Source organism: Paracoccus everestensis (genome assembly GCF_021491915.1).
Taxonomy (GTDB): domain Bacteria; phylum Pseudomonadota; class Alphaproteobacteria; order Rhodobacterales; family Rhodobacteraceae; genus Paracoccus; species Paracoccus everestensis.
On sequence record NZ_CP090836.1, the window covers coordinates 1,520,329 to 1,538,548 of the forward strand.

The following is an 18,220-nucleotide window of genomic DNA, read 5'->3' on the forward strand; positions in this document are numbered from 1 at the left end:
CCATGACAGTTCATGAACGCGGCCGCGTAACGGCCATCCTTGGTCCCACCAATACCGGGAAGACGCATTACGCCATCGAGCGGATGCTGGCGCATCGCACCGGCGTGATCGGCCTGCCGCTGCGCCTGCTGGCGCGAGAGGTTTATGACCGGATCGTCAAGGCACGCGGTCCATCCGTCGTGGCCCTTGTCACCGGCGAGGAGCGCATCGTTCCCGAACGCGTGCAATACTGGGTCGCCACGACCGAGGCGATGCCCGAGATCGGCGCGGATTTCGTCGCCATCGACGAGATCCAGTTATGCGCCGATCCCGAACGCGGGCACGTGTTCACCGACCGCCTGCTGCGGATGCGGGGCTTGCACGAAACGCTGCTGCTGGGCAGCGACACCATGCGCCCCGCCATCGCGGCGCTGATCCCCGGTGTCCAGTTCCAGCGGCGCGACCGGCTGTCGCAACTATCCTGGTCGGGGTCGAAGAAGCTGTCGCGGATGCCCCCGCGGTCCGCCATCGTCGGGTTCAGCGTCGATGATGTCTATGCCATGGCCGAACTGATCCGGCGCCAGAAGGGCGGCTGCGCGGTCGTCATGGGCGCATTGTCACCCCGCACGCGCAACGCCCAGGTGGCGATGTATCAGGCCGGAGAGGTCGATTACCTGGTTGCCACTGACGCTATCGGCATGGGCTTGAACCTGGATATCCGGCACGTCGCCTTTTCGGCGACCCATAAGTTCGATGGCCGCCGCGTCCGCCCGCTGTTTCCCCACGAGATCGGCCAGATTGCGGGCCGCGCCGGACGCCATACCGAATCCGGCACCTTTGGCGTGACGGGCGAGGCCGAGATCCTGGACGAGGGCCTGATCGATGCCATCGAGAACCACCGCTTCGCGCCTATCCAGCGGCTGACCTGGCGCAACACGGACCTGCAGTTCGGTACCATGGACCGGCTGGTGGAAAGCCTGGAATCGCCTTCGGGCCACGCGCTGCTGGGACGGGGGCGCGATGCCGACGACGTGCAGGCGCTGAAGACCTTGCGCGAGTTTCCTGAAATCCGCGACCGGGTAGGGGGCGGAAAGGATGTGCGCCTGCTGTGGGATGTCTGCCGGGTGCCCGATTTCCGGGGCATCTCGCCTGCGGAACATACCACGCTTCTGGCGCGAATCTTCGGCTTCCTGCAGGATGGGGCGATACCTTCGGATTGGCTGGCCAATGCCATCAAGCGCATCGACCTGACGCAGGGCGACATCGACGCGCTGTCGAAACGGCTGGCCTATATCCGCACCTGGACCTATGTCGCGCAGAGATCCGGCTGGGTTCAGGACGAAAGCCATTGGCGCGGGGAAACGCGCGCGGTAGAAGACCGCTTGTCGGACGCGTTGCACGCGGCACTGACCCAACGATTTGTGGACCGGCGCACATCCGTGCTGCTGCGCCGGCTCAAGCAGAAGGAGAGCCTTGTGGCCGAAGTGAACGACAAGGGCGAAGTGACGGTCGAAGGCGAATTCGCCGGCCGTCTGGACGGTTTCCGTTTTCGCCCCGACCAGACCGGATCGGCGGACGAGGCCCGGATGCTGAACCGCGCCAGCTACGAGGCGCTGCGCCCCGAGTTCCACCTGCGGGCCGACCGCTTCTATAACGCGCCGGACCCCGAGCTTGATTATACCGAGCAAGGCGGTCTGATGTGGGGCAGTGCCGCCATCGGCAAGCTGGTGCGCGGTTCTGATGCCCTGCATCCGGGCGTCGAGGTCTTCGTGGACGAGGAGGCAGGGTCCGAGATCGCCGACAAGGTCAAGCGCCGCCTGCAGCATTTCATCGACCGCAAGATTGCCGCGCTGTTCGAACCCCTGCTGACGCTGCAGAAAGACGAGGCGCTGACCGGCCTTGCGCGCGGCTTTGCCTTTCGCTTGGTGGAATCCCTGGGCATCCTGCCGCGCGACGGCGTGGCGCACGAGGTCAAGGAACTGGATCAGGACGCGCGCGGCGCGCTGCGCAAGCACGGCGTCCGCTTTGGCCAGTTCACGATCTTCATGCCCGCGCTGCTGAAGCCCGCGCCAACCCGGCTTCGGCTGGTGTTGTGGTCGCTGGCCGAAGGTCTGGACACCTTCCCGGAAAGCCCGCCCCCCGGCCTGGTGACGATCCCGCATATCGCCGAGGTGCCGGAACAGCATTACACGCTGTCGGGATACCGACCGGCAGGCGAGCGTGCCATCCGCATCGATATGCTGGAACGGCTGGCCGACCTGCTGCGCACCCAGGAAACGCGCGCCGGGTTCGAGGCCAATCCCGATATGCTGTCGATCACGGGCATGACGCTGGAACAGTTTTCGCGCCTGATGGAAGGCCTAGGCTATGCTGCCGAAAAAGGTGAGCGGGCCAAGGTCAAGGCCGCCGAGGCGCCCGTCGTGTTGCCCGTGCCCGAGGGCGAGGCATCCGACGCCCCGCTGACCGAGGAGGAAAGCGTCCTCGCCGCTGAAACCCGCGCCCGCTGGGAAGCCGAGCAGGCCGAGAAACGCCGTGCCGAGGCCGAGGCCGCGGGCGAGGTGGTCGAGGAACCGGCCCCTGAAATGGAGGTGTTCTATACCTTCCGCTGGGCGCCCAAGCCCCGTCCGAACCGCCGTCCGCAGGGAGAGGGCCAAGGCCGCCGCAACGGCCCGCGCCGCGACGCGGCCCCGCAGGACGCGCCGCGCGAGCCTCGCGCCGAACGCCAGGACCGTGGTCAAGGCGAACGCCCGGCCCAGGGCGAGCGTCCCGACCGGCCCGAAGGCGGTCGTCCGAACCGGGAACATCGTGAAAAGCGCGATTACGGCGATGGTGGCAAGCCGCGCGGCAAGGACAACTTCAAGAAGGGCGGGGGCAAGCCGCAGCACAACAAGCCTGCGACCTTCTCGTCCCGGCCTGAAAAGAAGGCTGATCCTGATAGCCCCTTTGCGATCCTTGCGGCCTTGAAGGACAAGAAGTGACGGAAGGCCCGGACGGGCTTCGTCTGGACAAGTGGTTGTTTTTCGCGCGGGTCTTCAAGTCCCGCGCGATTGCCGTCGAACGGATCGAGGGGGGCGGAATCCGTGTGAACGACCAGCCCTGCAACAAGCCGGGCAAGCTGGTGCGGCCTGGCGACCGGATTGTTGTCTCTGCCTTCGGCCAGGTGCGTGTTCTGGAAATCACCGCGCTTGGACAGCGGCGCGGCCCTGCCGCCGAGGCCCAGGGCCTGTATCACGACCTGGACGCAACGGCCTGACCATCCTTGTTCGGTTCTGCGGCTGAAGTGATGCGCAGGAAAGACTTTTGGCCCTTGAAGCCTATAGGGAACCGCAGTCTTTTCCAAAGCTGCGGCCTTGAATGATCGGATGCCGGGGCGTAACTAGCCTTCGGACGGAATGGAGCCTGCAATGACCTATGTCGTGACCGATAATTGCATCATGTGCAAATACACCGACTGTGTCGAGGTCTGCCCCGTGGATTGCTTCTACGAGGGCGAGAACACGCTGGTCATCCATCCCGACGAATGCATCGACTGCGGCGTGTGCGAACCCGAATGCCCCGCAGATGCAATCCGCCCCGATACCGAACCGGCGATGGACGAATGGGTCGAGTTCAACCGGAAATATTCGGAAATCTGGCCGGTCATCACGCAGAAGAAAGAACCCCTGCCCACTGCCACTGAAATGGACGGGGTGCCGGGCAAGCTGGCGAAATATTTCTCCGAAGCTCCTGGCGAAAGCGACTGATTATCGCGATTCGGAGCATCCGGCAGGGCCGGAATGTTGTCAGCTATTCGATAGCCTATTGAATCCGAAAGTTTCTTTCTGTTTTCACCATGAATGAAATACGTTCCACAGGATGCTTTTTTTAGCGCCTTGTTTGTGATATGTTCAGCAAACATTCGCATCTGATGGGAGTCAGAGGCCCAGACGATGTGCGCCCCGAACTGTCGATCCCTTGCCTTCTGCCAGGCAGGGATAACATCCTGATCAATACACAGACCGAAGGTGGCATATGCCGCTTTCGGTTCTTTGTGTCCTTCTAAAGACACTATCCAGAGGAAGCCAGATGTCCAAGACCAAGAAAAACGAATTCCGTCCTGACGATTTTGTTGTCTATCCTGCCCATGGCGTCGGCCGCATCGTGTCGATCGACGAACAGGAAGTTGCTGGCCTGCGGCTGGAGATGTTTGTGATTTCCTTTGAAAAGGACAAGATGACCCTGCGGGTTCCGACCGCCCGTGCGTCCGAAATCGGTATGCGCAGCTTGTCAACGCCCGACCTGATCGACCGCGCCCTGGAAACCCTGAAGGGCAAGGCCCGGGTCAAGCGCGCCATGTGGTCGCGCCGTGCGCAGGAATACGACCAGAAGATCAATTCGGGCGACCTGATGTCGATTGCCGAGGTCGTGCGCGACCTGCACCGCAACGACGATCAGCGCGAACAGTCCTATTCCGAACGCCAGCTTTACGAAGCCGCCCTGGATCGGCTGACCCGTGAAGTTGCGGCAGTCAACGGCTTGGACGAAGGCACCGCCCAGAAGCGGGTCGAGGAAGTCCTGCTGTCCCGCGCCGCCTGAGCAGGCCTTGACGATGCGACAAGGGCGGCCATTGGGCCGCCTTTTTGCTGCCCGATTGCCGTCCCCTGCAATCCCGGCTAATTTTGCCGCATCCAGCGAGGTCGATGTGACAGAAACCCTTTCCTTTGCCGTGGAATCACCTCTCGCTGACGACCTGGCCATGATGTTTGGGCGTCACACGGTAGAAATGCACGCCGATACCCCGCCCGAATCCATTCACATGATGCCGCGCGAAACGCTGGTCTCGCCTGACATCGACTTTTTCGTGCTGCGCCGGGCAGGCGTGCCGGTCGGAATGGCCGCACTGAAACGACTTGACTCGACGCATGGCGAAATCAAGTCCATGCACGTCTTGACCGAAGCGCGGGGGGCTGGCCTGTCGCGGCTGATGCTGGACCGTCTGATCGGTCATGCGCGCAGGTCCGGCTTGGCGCATCTGTCGCTGGAAACCGGCGCCCAGCCCAGTTTTGCTGCCGCGCGCGGGCTGTATGGACAGGGCGGTTTCGTCGAATGCCCGCCCTTCGGGACTTATCGTCCCGATCCCAACAGCGTCTTCATGACCCTTGCGCTGTGACTTGCACATCGGCCCGCGATCCCGCAAAACTGCCCTGAAGGTCCCGTAGCTCAACTGGATAGAGCAAGTGACTTCTAATCACTAGGTTGGGCGTTCGAGTCGTCCCGGGATCGCCACTACTTCTTCGCATTGCCTGCTGTATCCCCCTCAAACGGGGGCATACGTTTGTGGCCACGGCACAGGCGTACCACCCTTCCGATCGACGAAAGGATCCGGCCCTCAATTGCGGGGTGAATCGCCATGATGTTCGCGCATCTGCTCGATGTCGCCCAAGCTGCCCGGATGGGGTTTGCGGCGCGCCTTGTTCCAAAGCCATGTCGCGGCCCATAGCACCACCCCCAAGCCCAGCAGCCAGCCTGCGATGCGGTATTGGTCCATCTGTGCCGCGCTGCGCGCCCATGGTCCCACCAGAAAGGCGCAGGTCACGGCGCCGATCCATGGCGTGATCCAGGGCGCGCGAAAATGGTCACGCCCGGACGGCTGGCGGCGCAGCACGATCAGCGAGATGTTGACGACGGTGAACACGCACAGCAGCAGCAGCGATGTCGTGCCGCCCAGAAGACTGACGGCAGGCAGGTCCGAACGCGTCACCACGAACCAGATCAGCCCAAAGGCCAGAGCGGTCGTGAACAGGATCGCCACCCAGGGCGTGCGCCGCTGCCGATGGACCAGCCCCAACCCGTGCGGCAGCACCCCCTGGCGCGCAAGGCCATAGATCAGACGGCTGGCCATCATCATGTTGATCAGCGCCGAATTGGCCACCGCGAACATCCCGATGAACGGGAAGATAGTGTCAAAGGGCAGGTTCGGAGCGCCTGCGCGGACCACCTGGGTCAGGGCCGACCCAAGTTCGGGATTCGATAAATCGCCCACCGGCACCAGGGCCACCGCGCAGATCGACACAAGGACATAGATCACCCCGGTGATCGCCAGCCCGGTCAGCATGATGCGGGGGAAGATGCGGACGGGATCCTTGACCTCCTCGGCCATGTTGACCGAATCCTCGAAGCCCACCATGGCGAAGAAGGCAAGGGCGGTCGCTGCGGTCAGGGACAGGAAGGCGCCCTTTTCCTCGGACGACTGAAAGACCATCACTTCGGAAAAATCGGCGCGGCCCTGGGCCATGGCGTAGAACCCCACGAAGATGATCATCAACAACCCGGTCAGTTCGACGCAGGTCAGGATGACGTTCGCCTTGACGCTTTCGCCCACCCCGCGCAGGTTGATCGCCGCGACAAGGGCCATGAAGCCTAACGCGATCAGCAGGATCCCCGCGCCTCCCTTCTGGAAGCCCAGGCCGAAGCCGTCGTTCAGGAACCCCGCGAAGGCATTCGATGCAGTCGAGGCCGAGGTAATCCCTGAACACATCACGGTAAAGGCCACGAGGAAGGTCAGGAAATGAACGCCGAATGCGCGATGGGCATAAAGCGCTGCGCCCGCGGCCTGGGGAAAGCGGGTCACCAGTTCAAGATAGGACAGGGCGGTGATGGTGGCGACCAGGAACGCGATCAGGAAAGGCGCCCAGGCAGCACCCCCCACCTCGGCCGCGACGGTGCCGGTCAGGGCATAAACACCGGTTCCCAGGATGTCGCCGACAATGAACAGCAACAACAGCTTTGGACCCATGACCCGGTGCAGTTCGGGCTGATGCGGCGCGGCAGCTGCCCCGGCTTGAAGTGCGTCTTGCATATCCCACCTCCCTTGACATCACGTTAATGTCAAAGTTGATCCTCCGGTTGCGCCGCGGCAAGCGGAATCGCGCAAGGCTCAGGCCGGGCGCACCAGTTCGGACCCTCGCGCCCGCAGGCTGTCGGTCAGGAAAGCAATCACCGCGCGTTCCCGGCGCATCGTCCGCACGTCGCGGTGACAGGTCAGCCAATAGCTGCGGTTCAAGGTGATTTCGTCGGGAAGGACGATCCGCAATTCAGGATATTTCGACGCGATGTAATGGGGCAGAACAGCAATCCCAAGATGGTTCCGAGACGCTGCCAACTGATTGAATACACTGGAACTCTTGATGGACGCGCGAATTCCCGGCAAGACTTCGTTCAGGTAGTCCAGGCCGGGGGCAAAGATCATTTCCTCGATATAGCCGATGATGCGGTGGCGGCGCAGATCCTCTCGGCTGGCGATGGGGGGGTTGGTGGCCAGATAGGCGGCGGTCGCGTAAAGATGCAGGGTGTAATTGGCCATCCGTTCGGACCGATATGGCCCGCTGGAAATCGGATCCAGCGTCACCGACATATCCGCCTCGCGCCGAGACAAGGACAGGATCTGCGGCATGGTGATCAGCTCCAGCGAGATCAGCGGGAACTGTGCGATGAAATCGGGCCACAGATGCTGGGAAAACAGGCTGGCAAAGCCTTCGGGCACGGCCAGCCGCAGCGGCCCGGCCTGGCGGGATGCGGCGCCCTGATCGACGGGAATCTGGTCGGCTGCTTCCTCCATCCGCTCGGCGGTTTCCACAAGCCGGCGGCCGGCGGGGGTCGGTTCGTATCCTCGCGGGTTGCGCTCGAACAGCCGGGTGTTCAGCGCCTGTTCAAGACGGTCGATCCGTCGCGACACGGTGACGTGCGACGTGCCCAACAGCCGCGCGGCCCGCGACAACTGGCCTTCGCGCGCGACGGCAAGGAAGAACTGGAGATCATCCCAGCTAAGCGTCATTGTTCAAATTTGTTCATAACCTGAACGAAATTAGACTGCATTGAACGCTTGTGTCAAAGTGACTTTGAGGTCATCCTTTCGTCGAACGAAGGCTGGTGGAGAGGCCTTCGTCATTATGGACAGGACATCATCCCAAGCCGCGGCACGAACCGCAGCATTGATGGATCATGCCCAAGGGAGGTTGAATGCGTAAACTCTTGTTGTCGGCCGCGTCTGTCGGCCTGATTGCCGCACCTGCCGTGGCCGAGATATCGGACGGCACCGTCAAGATCGGCATTCTGAACGACCAATCCGGCGTTTATTCCGACTTTGGCGGTAAGAATTCCTATGAAGCCGCCCTGATGGCGGTCGAGGATTTCGGCGGCAAGGTTCTGGACGCGCCGATCGAGGTCGTGACTGCCGACCACCAGAACAAGGCCGACATCGCGTCGAACATCGCGCGCCAGTGGTATGACACCGAACAGGTGGACAGCATCATGGAGCTGACCACTTCTTCGGTGGCGCTCGCCGTTCAGGCTTTGTCCACCGAGAAACAGAAGATCACCATGACCACGGGGGCTGCAACGACCGAGCTGACCGGCGCGCAATGTTCGCCCTATGGTTTCCACTGGGCTTATGACACCCACGCCTTGGCCGTGGGCACGGGCGGCGCCCTGGTGCAGGAAGGCGGGGACAGCTGGTTCTTCTTGACCGCCGATTACGCCTTTGGCTATTCGTTGGAAGAACAGACCAGTGCCTTTGTCACGGAAAAAGGCGGCACGATTGCCGGTTCCGTCCGGCATCCGCTGGCGTCCACCGATTTCTCGTCCTTCCTGTTGCAGGCGCAGGCGTCCGGGGCAAAGGTCATCGGTCTGGCCAATGCAGGTGCCGACACGCAGAACGCCATTAAGCAGGCCGCCGAATTCGGGATCACCCAAGGCGGGCAAAAGCTGGCGGCGCTGCTGTTCACGCTGGCGGATGTCCACGGCCTGGGGGCCGAGGCCGCACAGGGCCTGAACCTGACCGAAAGCTTCTATTGGAAGCGTAACGCCGAGTCCGAGGAATTCGGCCGCCGCTTCATGGAACGCACCGGGTCGATGCCGAACATGATCCATGCCGGCACCTATTCGACCGTCATGTCCTATCTGAAGGCCATCGAGGCTGCCGGAACGGATGAAACCGAAGCCGTTGCCGCCAAGCTGCATGAACTGCCCGTGAACGACGTCTTTGCCCAGGACGGCAAGGTCGGCGCCAACGGTCGCCTGATCAAGGACGTCTACCTGATGGAGGTGAAGGCCCCTGCCGACATCACCGAAGAATGGGACTATTACAACGTCCTGGCGACGATCCCCGGCAGCGAAGCCTATCTGGATCCGGCTGAAAGCGGCTGCCCGCTTGTCACCCAGTAAGGCGCGCAAATGAACGTTGCGCCTGCCATGACGCAAACCGAACCGCGGGTGGTGCTGACCGCCCGCGGCCTCGGCAAGGATTTCGCCGGCTTCACCGCTGTCAACAATGTCGATCTGGATGTGGAACACGCGCGCATTCATGCGCTGATCGGACCGAACGGCGCGGGCAAAACGACCGTCTTCAACCTGCTGACCAAGTTCCTGCAACCGACGCGCGGCAAGATCACGCTGCTGGGCCAGGACATCACCCAGACCAAGCCCGACAAGGTGGCGCGGATGGGGCTGGTTCGGTCGTTCCAGATCTCGGCCGTGTTCCCGCACCTGACCGTGCGGGAAAACGTCAAGGTCGCGTTGCAGCGTCCGGCGGGCTTGGCGGTGCAGTTCTGGAAACCCCTGTCCTCGCTGGACCGGCTGAACGCGCGTGCGGATGAACTGATCGACCACCTGGGCCTGACCCCATACCGCGATCATCGCGCCGCCGACCTGTCCTATGGCCGCAAGCGCGTGCTGGAGATTGCGACGACCCTCGCCCTTGATCCCGAGGTTCTGTTGCTGGACGAACCGATGGCGGGAATGGGTCAGGAAGACGTGCGCATGGTGGCGGAAATCATCCGCGACGTGGCGCGCACCCGCGCCGTGCTGATGGTCGAACATAACCTGACCGTGGTCGCCGACATCTGCCATCACGTCACCGTGCTGCAACGGGGCGAGATCATCGCGACCGGCGATTACGCCTCTGTCTCTGCCGATCCGCGCGTTCGCACCGCCTATATGGGAACCGAAGCATGACGGCCCCGCTTCTGGAAACCGCCGGGCTGCAAGCTTGGTATGGCGAAAGCCATGTGCTGCACGGCGTCGATCTGCACGTCAACGAAGGCGAGATGATCTGCATCCTGGGCCGCAACGGCATGGGCAAGACCACGACGCTGCGCACGATCATGGGCATCCTGCGCAAGCGCACGGGCCGCATCACATTCGCGGGCCGCGACATGATGTCCGTGCCGCTGCACAAGACCGCCCGCGCGGGCCTGGGCTTCGTCCCCGAGGAACGCGGAATCTTCGCGACCCTTTCTGTTGAGGAAAACCTGATGCTGCCGCCAAAGGTCGCCGATGGCGGCATGTCGGTGGCCGAGATCTATGACCTGTTCCCCAACCTTCAGGAACGCCGCAACAGCCCCGGCACCAAGCTGTCGGGGGGCGAACAGCAGATGCTGGCCATGGCGCGGATCCTGCGCACCGGGGCGCGTTGCCTTTTGCTGGACGAGCCGACCGAGGGGCTGGCCCCGGTCATCATCAACGCCATTGGCGACGTGCTGCGCAAACTGAAACAACGCGGCATGACCGTGGTGCTGGTGGAACAGAACTTCCGCTTTGCCGCCAAGGTCGCGGATCGCTTTTATCTGATGGACCATGGCACCATGACCGCCGAATTCCCGGTATCCGATCTGCCAAACCGGATGGACCTGCTGCATCGGGAACTGGGGGTGTAACCATGACCATGATCTTTGGCATCCCTGTTCAGGCGCTGATGGGCCAATTGCTTGTCGGCCTGATCAACGGATCCTTCTATGCGCTGCTGTCGCTTGGGCTGGCCGTCATCTTTGGCCTGCTGCGGGTGATCAACTTCGCGCATGGTGCGCAATATATGCTGGGCGCCTTTGTCGCGCTGTTGCTGCTGACGGTCGGCGGCATCAACTATTGGCTTGCGCTGATTGCCGCGCCGCTGATCGTCGGCCTGTTCGGGGCGATCATCGAACGCACGATGCTGTCGCGCCTGTACAAGCTGGACCATCTTTATGGATTGCTGTTCACCTTTGGTCTTGCCTTGGCGATTGAAGGCACGTTCCGATATTTCTATGGGGCGTCCGGGATGCCTTATGCCCCGCCGTCGCAACTGACAGGCGCGGTCAACCTTGGCTTCATGTTTTTGCCGATCTATCGCGGCTGGGTGGTGATCGCCTCGCTGATCGTCTGCCTGGCGGTCTGGTTCATGATCGAGAAGACGAAGCTGGGCGCATACCTGCGCGCGGCCACGGAGAACCCGACCCTGGTGCAAAGCTTCGGCGTCAACGTGCCGTTGCTGCTGACGCTGACCTATGCGCTGGGGGCGGGGCTTGCGGCCTTTGCGGGGGTGCTGGCGGCGCCGGTCTATCAGGTCAGCCCGCTGATGGGATCGAACCTGATCATCATCGTCTTTGCCGTGGTGGTCGTGGGCGGCATGGGGTCGATCCTGGGGGCCATCGTCACCGGCTATATGCTGGGTGTGGTCGAGGGGCTGACCAAGGTTTTCTACCCCGAGGCATCCAACATCGTGGTCTTTGTCATCATGGCGATCGTCTTGATCCTGCGGCCTGCGGGCCTTTTCGGAAAGGATGCCTGACATGGCCGGCAAATCCGAACCCATCGCGACTGAACAGATCGCCATCCACCCCAGGGCCGGGCAAGTCCAGCTTGTCCTGCTGGCCATCATCGCGGCCGCGCTGCTGCTGGCGCCGCAGTTCCTGTATCCGATCTTCCTGATGAAACTGCTGGCCTTCGGGCTGTTCGCCGCGGCCTTCAACCTGCTGCTGGGCTATACGGGGCTTCTGTCCTTTGGCCATGCCACCTTCTTCGGGGGCGCGGCCTATTTCACCGCACACGCGGTCAAAGTCTGGGGCTGGCCGCCCGAGGCGGGCATCCTGCTGGGCGTTCTGGGCGCTGCTGCCCTGGGCCTGGTCATGGGTGCCATCGCCATCCGCCGCCAGGGCATCTATTTCGCGATGATCACGCTTGCCTTGTCGCAGATGTTCTTTTTCTTCTGCCTGCAAGCAGGCTTTACCCATGGCGAGGATGGCATCCAGTCCGTCCCGCGCGGCACCCTGTTCGGCATCTTCGACCTGAGCCAGCCGATGACCATGTATTACTTTGTCCTGGCCGTGTTCATCCTGGGGATGCTGATCATCTGGCGCTTCGTCAACTCGCCTTTCGGGATGATCCTGAAATCAATTCGCGAAAACGAACAGCGCGCGATCTCGCTGGGCTATTCGGTCAGCCGCTACAAGCTGGGGGCCTTCGTGATGTCGGCGGCGCTGGCCGGCTTGGCAGGGGGCGTCAAGGCGCTGATCTTCCAGTTCGCGACACTGACCGACGTGGCCTGGCAGATGTCGGGCGAAGTGATCCTGATGACCCTGCTGGGCGGCATCGGCACGCTGGCGGGGCCGGTTGTCGGCGCGGGTCTGGTGGTGACGCTGCAGAACTATCTCGCCACCTCGGACTTTCCGGTAACGATCATCACGGGCGTGGTCTTCATGGTCTGCGTGCTGGTCTTCCGGCGCGGTCTGATCGGCGAATTCTTCGCCAGCAAACTGGGCCGCAAGCTGGGCTTCAGGTCGGAAAGCTGATGGAAAGCTATGATTATATCGTCATCGGCGCGGGCAGCGCCGGTTGCGTTCTGGCCAACCGCCTGTCCGCCGATCCCAGGACGCGGGTCCTGCTGTTGGAGGCCGGGGGCCGCGACAATTACCACTGGATCCATATCCCGGTCGGATACCTGTATTGCATCGGCAATCCGCGCACAGATTGGGGATTTCGAACCCAGGCCGAGGAAGCGTTGGGCGGTCGCCAACTGCTCTATCCGCGTGGACGGGTGCTGGGCGGAAGTTCGTCGATCAACGGCATGATCTATATGCGCGGGCAGGCGGCGGATTATGACAGTTGGCGCCAGATGGGCTGCACCGGCTGGGGCTGGGACGACATCCTGCCCTTGTTCCGCGATCAGGAGGATTTCTATCGCGGCGCCGATGACGCGCATGGTGCGGGGGGCGAGCTGCGGGTGGAAACCGCGCGGGTCCGCTGGGCCGTCCTGGACGCCTTCATGGAGGCCGCCGAACAGGCAGGCATCCCGCGCACCGAGGATTTCAACCGGGGCGATAATGAAGGCAGCGGATATTTCGACGTGACCCAACGCGCCGGCTGGCGTTGGAGCGCGGCCAAGGCCTTTCTGCGCCCGGTCCTGTCCCGTCCGAACCTGCGGGTGCTGACCGGGGCCGAGGTCGAACGCTTGGTGATTGAAGCGGGCGAGGTCACGGGTGTCGCCTTTCACCATGGCGGGCAGCGGCGCGAAGTACGGGCCATGCGCGAAACCGTGCTGTCGGCAGGTGCCGTAGGGTCCGTGCAGATCCTGGAACAGTCGGGCATCGGGCGCGGCGAGGTGTTGCAGGAAGCGGGCATCACGCCGCAGGTTGAGGCGGCTGGGGTGGGTGAAAACCTGCAAGACCACCTGCAACTGCGCCTGGTCTACAAGGTGCATGGGGTGCCGACGCTGAACGAAAAGGCCTCGCGTCTGCTGGGCAAGGCATCCATTGGGCTGGAATACCTGCTGAAACGGTCCGGTCCCATGTCCATGGCACCCAGCCAGTTGGGCATCTTCGCGAAATCCGGCCCCGACAAGGCGACCGCGGATCTGGAGTTTCACGTCCAGCCCGTCAGCCTGGACAAGTTCGGCGATCCGGTCCACGCCTTCCCGGCCATGACCGCCAGCGTCTGCAACCTGCGGCCCGAAAGCCGGGGGTCGGTCCATGTCACCGGCCCGGACTTTCGCGCGCATCCGGCGATCCGACCCAATTACCTTTCGACCCCCGGCGACCGGGACGTGGCGGTCCGCGCCATTCGCCTGGCCCGCAAGATCGCGGCGCAACCGGCCTTTACGCGCTTTGACCCAAGCGAGCACGTCCCCGGCATCGCCTTCCAGACCGACGACGATCTGGTCAAGGCTGCGGGCGCGGTGGGCACGACGATCTTCCACCCGGTCGGCACCTGCCGGATGGGTGCGGACGACGCCTCGGTCGTGGACCCGCGCTTGCGGATGCGTGCGGTGGGGCGGTTGCGGATTGCGGATGCCTCGGTCATGCCGACAATCATCAGCGGCAACACCAATGCGCCGGTGATGATGATCGCGGAAAAGGCCGCTCGCATGATGCTGGAGGATGCGCGGGCTTGATGGCCGCTTCGTCCCTTGCCTAAGCTGGCCGCGAACAACGGAACGATCAGCATGACCTTGCCATTTGTTTGTGAAAAGCGCCCGGCATCGGGATCGCAGGGGGTCGTGGTGACGAACGCCCCCATGGGCACCATGGCGGGGTCCGAGATGCTGGCCATTGGCGGCAACGCCGTGGATGCGGCGGTTGCGGCGCTGCTGACCCTGACGGTGGTAGAGCCGATGATGGTCGGCATCGCGGGTGGCGGCATCGCGCATCTGCGGCTGGCTGACGGACGCCATGTCGTATTCGACGCGCTGTCGGTGGCGGGGCAGAACGCCCGGCCCGATATGTTCACGCCGGTATCGGATGTGCCCGACAGGTATATGGACACCAAGGGGCGGCGGAACACGATAGGGCCGTCCGCCGTCGCAGTGCCGGGCAACCTGCGCGGCTGGTATCTGATGCAGCGCCGATACGGGCGGCTGCCTTGGGCCGATGTGGTGGAACCTGCCATCCGCGTCGCGGCGCGGGGATTTGTGGTCAGCCCCTATCTGCACGGCGCGATCATCGAACACGGGAATGACCTGCGCGCGGACCCTGAAATGGCGCGGATGCTGCTGCCCGATGGCGCGCCGCTGGACCCGGGGTCGCGCCTGGTAATGAACGATTACGCCGAAAGCCTTCGGCTGATCCAAGCCCAGGGCGACGCGGCCCTGCATGGCGGCGATCTGGGCCGCGCCCTGGCGGACCGGCTGGCCGACGACGGTCACGTCACGCTGGCCGACCTGACTGCGGCAAGCGCCATCGAAAGGCAGGCGATCACCGGCACCTATCGCGGCCATGTCATCGTCGGCCCGCCGCCGCCTGCATCCTCGGGCGTTCACATTGTGCAGATGCTGAATATGCTGGAACCCCACGACCTGCGGACAATGGGTTTTGGCAGCCCCGAAACGATGGGCCTGATGGCGCAAGCGATCGCCCTTGCGTTCGAGGATCGCCGCGCCGCATCAGGCGATCCCGACTTTGTCGATGTGCCGGTGGACCGCTTCACGTCCAAGGATTACGCCCGCCAGCGGATGCCATACGAAAGCCGCGACACGACCCATGTGACGGTGGCCGACGCGGATGGCACCATCGTCAGCGCGACGCATACGATCAACGGGCTGTGGGGTGCCTGCTTCATGGTGCCGGGGACGGGGATCATTCCCAACAACTATATGTTGAACTATGACCCCCGGCCGGGGCGGGCGCTGTCGATCGTGCCGGGCAAGCGGGTGCCGACATCCATGGCACCAATGATGGTGCTGCGTGACGGGCAGCCGGTCTATGCGCTTGGCCTTCCGGGCGGCCTGAGGATTTTTCCGTCGGCCATGCAGGCCATCGTCAACCTGATCGACCACAACATGACCCTGCAACAGGCGGTCGAGGCGCCGCGTTTGTGGACCGAAGGCCATCACCTGGAACTGGAGCCTGCCTATGCGTTCCAAGCCGAGGCCATGCGCGCCAGGGGCCATGACGTGCGGCTGGTCAAGACCATCGGCGGCGGCATGAATGCCATCGGCTTTGCCCCCGACGGCACCATGACCGGGGCAGGCTGCTGGCGGGCGGACGGCACCGTCATGGCGCAGGGCGGCGGGCTGGCCCGCCCCGGCATTCGTTTCGTAATCTGAGAGAGCCATGACCAAGCTTGTCCTTCTCGACCCCACGGCCCCCGAACGGCTGGACCGTCTCCGCCCCTTCCTGCCTCCGGGATGGGTGCTGACCACAGCAGCCTCTCGCACGCCCCAGGACCAGCTTGCCGCGCTGCAAGGCGCCAGCTTTGCAATCACCGGCGATATGCCCGTGACCGGGGCGATGATGGCCAGCCCCGGGCTGCGGGCAGTTCATAAATGGGGCGTGGGCTATGACGGGATCGACCTGGACGCCGCGAAACGGCACGTGGTGCGGGTCTTGCGGACCACCGGATCGAATGCGGTTGCGGTGGCCGAAACGACGCTGGGCCTGATCCTGGCCGTGAACCGCAACATCGTGCGCGGCCATGTGGGCATTTTGAATGGGGGCTGGCCCAAGGGGCAGGTCGCCCCCAGTTCCATCACCCTGTCGGGTCGCACGGTGGGCATCGTCGGCATGGGCTGCATCGGCAAGGCATTAGTCCGGCTGCTGCGCGCCTTTGGCTGCACGATCCTGTACACCAAGCGAAACCCGCTGCCTTCGGCCGAGGAAGCGGACCTGAATGCCCGCTTTGCGCCCTTGGACGAGCTGCTGACGGCGTCCGATGTCGTGACGCTGAATTGCGACCTGAACGACAGCACCCGGAACCTGATCGACGCCCGCCGCCTGGCGCTGATGAAGCCCGACGCAATCCTGGTCAACGCCGCGCGGGGCGGGGTTCTGGTCGAAGCCGACCTGGCCCAGGCGCTCCGCGAGGGCCGGCTGCGCGGTGCCGGGATCGACGTCTTCTCGGTCGAGCCGATCACGCCTGACAATTCGCTGCTGGGCCTGGACCGGGTTGTCCTGACCCCGCATCTGGGGGCGTTGGATGCAAACGGCTTTGCGCCGTCTGTCACGCGGATGATGGACAACCTGCTGGCGGTGCAGAACGGCACGCCGCCGCGCGACATGGACATTCTGGTCTGACAAACGGAAAGGCACCGCAGCGATGCGGTGCCCTTATGTTGGCGGAAAAGCGCGTCAGTCGGCGCTGCGTTCACCCAGCTGCAGGCCGGCGGGCGCCATGGCCAGCCCCGGGGCGGGAACGATGAAGTCTTCCGGATCCTGCCCGCCCATCACGGCATCGAACCGTTCGCGGTCCAGCGCGCCATGCCAGCGGCTGACGACCACGGTCGCAACCGCATTGCCAATGAAGTTGGTGATCGACCGGCATTCCGACATGAAGCGGTCCACGCCCAGGATCAGCGCCATCCCGGCGACAGGCACGGTCGGCACCACCGACAGCGTGGCGGCCAGCGTGATGAAGCCCGCACCCGTGACGCCCGCCGCACCCTTGGACGACAGCATCGCGACCAGCAGCAGCAGCACCTGCTGTTGCAGCGAGAGGTCGGTGTTCGTCGCCTGTGCGATGAACAGCGCGGCCAGCGTCATGTAGATGTTGGTGCCATCCAGGTTGAAGCTGTAGCCGGTCGGCACGACAAGGCCCACTACGGGACGTGCGCAGCCTGCCTTTTCCATCTTTTCCATCAGCGAGGGCAGGGCGGATTCCGACGACGACGTTCCCAGGACCAGCAGGATTTCCGCCTTCAGATAGGAAATCAGCCGGAAGATCGAGAACCCGTTGACCATGCACACGGTGCCCAGGATCACGATCACGAACAACGCCGAGGTTAGGTAGAACGTGCCCACCAGCATCGCCAGGTTCATGATCGACGCGATGCCGTATTTGCCGATGGTAAAGGCAAAGGCACCAAAGGCGCCGATGGGGGCTGCCTTCATCAGGATGTCCACCACGCGGAAGATCGCAAAGCTGGCCGATTCCAGGATGTTCAGCACGGGCTTGCCCTTGTCGCCCACTAGGATCAGGCCGATGCCGAACAGGATCGCGACGAACAGCACCTGCAGGATGTTGCCTTCGACAAAGGCCGACACCAGCGTGGTCGGGATGATGTCCATGACAAACCCGGTCAGCGATGTTTCATGCGCCTTTTCGGTATAGGTCGCCACGGTAGAGGAATCCAGGGATGCCGGGTCGATGTTCATTCCCGAACCTGGCTGGATCACGTTGGCTACGATCAGCCCCACGATCAGAGCCAGGGTCGAGAAGGTCAGGAAATAGGTGAAAGCCTTGCCCACGACGGACCCAACGCCGCGCAGCGATCCCATGCCCGCCAAGCCGGTGACGATGGTCAGGAAGATGACCGGGGCAATGATCATCTTGACCAGCTTGATGAAGCCGTCGCCCAGGGGCTTCAGTGCCTCGCCCGTTTGGGGATAGAAATGACCCAGCAGGGCGCCCGCCGCGATGGCGATGATGACCTGGAAGTAAAGGTGACGATAGAACGGCCGTTTTTCATGGGCCATGGGATGCGCGGAAGTGTCCAACTGCATGGAAAGGCCTCCTCCTGCCT

Annotated in this window: 16 protein-coding genes and 1 tRNA gene; 14 read left to right on the plus strand and 3 right to left on the minus strand. The window is 63.4% G+C overall.

Annotation, left to right across the window (positions count from 1 at the left end):
• Positions 1–2 precede the first annotated feature (2 nt).
• The 6 genes from LZ585_RS07510 to LZ585_RS07535 all read left to right on the plus strand — a co-directional run bounded on the left by LZ585_RS07510 (position 3) and on the right by LZ585_RS07535 (position 5,244).
• Entirely contained in the window at positions 3–2,957 is a 2,955-nt protein-coding gene (locus LZ585_RS07510; protein WP_234853001.1) for a helicase-related protein, read from the plus strand.
• The gene (locus LZ585_RS07515; RefSeq protein ID WP_234853002.1) at positions 2,954–3,232 is read left to right on the plus strand and encodes an RNA-binding S4 domain-containing protein; all 279 of its coding nucleotides are present in this window, start codon (positions 2,954–2,956) and stop codon (positions 3,230–3,232) included. The genes LZ585_RS07510 and LZ585_RS07515 overlap by 4 nt, the downstream gene beginning before the upstream one ends.
• A 151-nt stretch (positions 3,233–3,383) precedes the next feature.
• Positions 3,384–3,722 carry a ferredoxin FdxA gene (fdxA, locus tag LZ585_RS07520; protein ID WP_234853003.1) on the plus strand — a complete coding sequence of 113 codons (339 nt, stop codon included), beginning with the start codon at positions 3,384–3,386 and terminating at the stop codon, positions 3,720–3,722.
• Positions 3,723–4,044: 322 nt separating this feature from the next.
• On the plus strand, positions 4,045–4,554 hold the full coding sequence (locus LZ585_RS07525) for a CarD family transcriptional regulator (RefSeq protein ID WP_234853004.1): 510 nt from the start codon (positions 4,045–4,047) through the stop codon (positions 4,552–4,554).
• A 160-nt stretch (positions 4,555–4,714) separates the two neighbouring features.
• Positions 4,715–5,128, plus strand: a complete 414-nt coding sequence (locus tag LZ585_RS07530) for a GNAT family N-acetyltransferase (RefSeq protein WP_234853005.1) — start codon at positions 4,715–4,717, stop codon at positions 5,126–5,128.
• Positions 5,129–5,167: 39 nt separating this feature from the next.
• Positions 5,168–5,244 (plus strand) — tRNA-Arg (locus LZ585_RS07535).
• Positions 5,245–5,347: 103 nt separating this feature from the next.
• Here LZ585_RS07535 and LZ585_RS07540 read toward each other — a convergent pair.
• Both LZ585_RS07540 and LZ585_RS07545 read right to left on the minus strand, forming a co-directional pair.
• Positions 5,348–6,817: an APC family permease gene (locus LZ585_RS07540; RefSeq protein ID WP_234853006.1), complete on the minus strand. Its 1,470-nt coding sequence runs from the start codon at positions 6,815–6,817 to the stop codon at positions 5,348–5,350.
• A gap of 78 nt (positions 6,818–6,895) precedes the next feature.
• Positions 6,896–7,792: a LysR family transcriptional regulator gene (locus tag LZ585_RS07545; RefSeq protein WP_234853007.1), complete on the minus strand. Its 897-nt coding sequence runs from the start codon at positions 7,790–7,792 to the stop codon at positions 6,896–6,898.
• Between the two features lie 185 nt (positions 7,793–7,977).
• Here LZ585_RS07545 and LZ585_RS07550 point away from each other — a divergent pair, with 185 nt between their 5' ends.
• The 8 genes from LZ585_RS07550 to LZ585_RS07585 are packed head-to-tail and all read left to right on the plus strand — an operon-like array spanning position 7,978 to position 16,775.
• Positions 7,978–9,180 (plus strand): ABC transporter substrate-binding protein, encoded by a 1,203-nt coding sequence (locus LZ585_RS07550; RefSeq protein ID WP_234853008.1) that lies wholly within the window; start codon positions 7,978–7,980, stop codon positions 9,178–9,180.
• A gap of 9 nt (positions 9,181–9,189) precedes the next feature.
• Entirely contained in the window at positions 9,190–9,969 is a 780-nt protein-coding gene (locus tag LZ585_RS07555; protein WP_234853009.1) for an ABC transporter ATP-binding protein, read from the plus strand.
• Complete coding sequence (locus LZ585_RS07560; protein WP_234853010.1) at positions 9,966–10,670, plus strand: ABC transporter ATP-binding protein; 705 nt, start codon at positions 9,966–9,968, stop codon at positions 10,668–10,670. Before LZ585_RS07555 ends, LZ585_RS07560 begins: the two co-directional genes overlap by 4 nt.
• Positions 10,671–10,672: 2 nt before the next feature.
• Positions 10,673–11,560: a branched-chain amino acid ABC transporter permease gene (locus LZ585_RS07565; RefSeq protein WP_234853011.1), complete on the plus strand. Its 888-nt coding sequence runs from the start codon at positions 10,673–10,675 to the stop codon at positions 11,558–11,560.
• A 1-nt stretch (position 11,561) separates the two neighbouring features.
• Positions 11,562–12,560, plus strand: coding sequence for a branched-chain amino acid ABC transporter permease (locus LZ585_RS07570; protein ID WP_234853012.1), 999 nt, complete (start codon positions 11,562–11,564; stop codon positions 12,558–12,560).
• Positions 12,560–14,158, plus strand: coding sequence for a GMC family oxidoreductase (locus tag LZ585_RS07575; protein ID WP_234853013.1), 1,599 nt, complete (start codon positions 12,560–12,562; stop codon positions 14,156–14,158). The genes LZ585_RS07570 and LZ585_RS07575 overlap by 1 nt, the downstream gene beginning before the upstream one ends.
• A gap of 51 nt (positions 14,159–14,209) precedes the next feature.
• Positions 14,210–15,808: a gamma-glutamyltransferase gene (gene ggt, locus LZ585_RS07580; protein WP_234853014.1), complete on the plus strand. Its 1,599-nt coding sequence runs from the start codon at positions 14,210–14,212 to the stop codon at positions 15,806–15,808.
• Positions 15,809–15,815: 7 nt separating this feature from the next.
• Complete coding sequence (locus tag LZ585_RS07585) at positions 15,816–16,775, plus strand: 2-hydroxyacid dehydrogenase (protein WP_234853015.1); 960 nt, start codon at positions 15,816–15,818, stop codon at positions 16,773–16,775.
• A gap of 54 nt (positions 16,776–16,829) precedes the next feature.
• Here LZ585_RS07585 and LZ585_RS07590 read toward each other — a convergent pair whose 3' ends face one another.
• Entirely contained in the window at positions 16,830–18,200 is a 1,371-nt protein-coding gene (locus LZ585_RS07590; RefSeq protein ID WP_234853016.1) for a dicarboxylate/amino acid:cation symporter, read from the minus strand.
• Between the last annotated feature and the right edge of the window lie 20 nt (positions 18,201–18,220).

Coding starts and splice junctions, on each gene's coding strand:
- LZ585_RS07575 (WP_234853013.1), top strand. CDS start 12,560: ATGGAAAGCTATGATTATATCGTCATCGGCGCGGGCAGCGCCGGTTGC.
- LZ585_RS07570 (WP_234853012.1), top strand. CDS start 11,562: ATGGCCGGCAAATCCGAACCCATCGCGACTGAACAGATCGCCATCCAC.
- LZ585_RS07510 (WP_234853001.1), top strand. CDS start 3: ATGACAGTTCATGAACGCGGCCGCGTAACGGCCATCCTTGGTCCCACC.
- LZ585_RS07540 (WP_234853006.1), bottom strand. CDS start 6,817: ATGCAAGACGCACTTCAAGCCGGGGCAGCTGCCGCGCCGCATCAGCCC.
- fdxA (WP_234853003.1), top strand. CDS start 3,384: ATGACCTATGTCGTGACCGATAATTGCATCATGTGCAAATACACCGAC.
- LZ585_RS07545 (WP_234853007.1), bottom strand. CDS start 7,792: ATGACGCTTAGCTGGGATGATCTCCAGTTCTTCCTTGCCGTCGCGCGC.
- LZ585_RS07530 (WP_234853005.1), top strand. CDS start 4,715: ATGATGTTTGGGCGTCACACGGTAGAAATGCACGCCGATACCCCGCCC.
- ggt (WP_234853014.1), top strand. CDS start 14,210: ATGACCTTGCCATTTGTTTGTGAAAAGCGCCCGGCATCGGGATCGCAG.
- LZ585_RS07590 (WP_234853016.1), bottom strand. CDS start 18,200: ATGCAGTTGGACACTTCCGCGCATCCCATGGCCCATGAAAAACGGCCG.
- LZ585_RS07560 (WP_234853010.1), top strand. CDS start 9,966: ATGACGGCCCCGCTTCTGGAAACCGCCGGGCTGCAAGCTTGGTATGGC.
- LZ585_RS07565 (WP_234853011.1), top strand. CDS start 10,673: ATGACCATGATCTTTGGCATCCCTGTTCAGGCGCTGATGGGCCAATTG.
- LZ585_RS07585 (WP_234853015.1), top strand. CDS start 15,816: ATGACCAAGCTTGTCCTTCTCGACCCCACGGCCCCCGAACGGCTGGAC.
- LZ585_RS07550 (WP_234853008.1), top strand. CDS start 7,978: ATGCGTAAACTCTTGTTGTCGGCCGCGTCTGTCGGCCTGATTGCCGCA.
- LZ585_RS07555 (WP_234853009.1), top strand. CDS start 9,190: ATGAACGTTGCGCCTGCCATGACGCAAACCGAACCGCGGGTGGTGCTG.
- LZ585_RS07525 (WP_234853004.1), top strand. CDS start 4,045: ATGTCCAAGACCAAGAAAAACGAATTCCGTCCTGACGATTTTGTTGTC.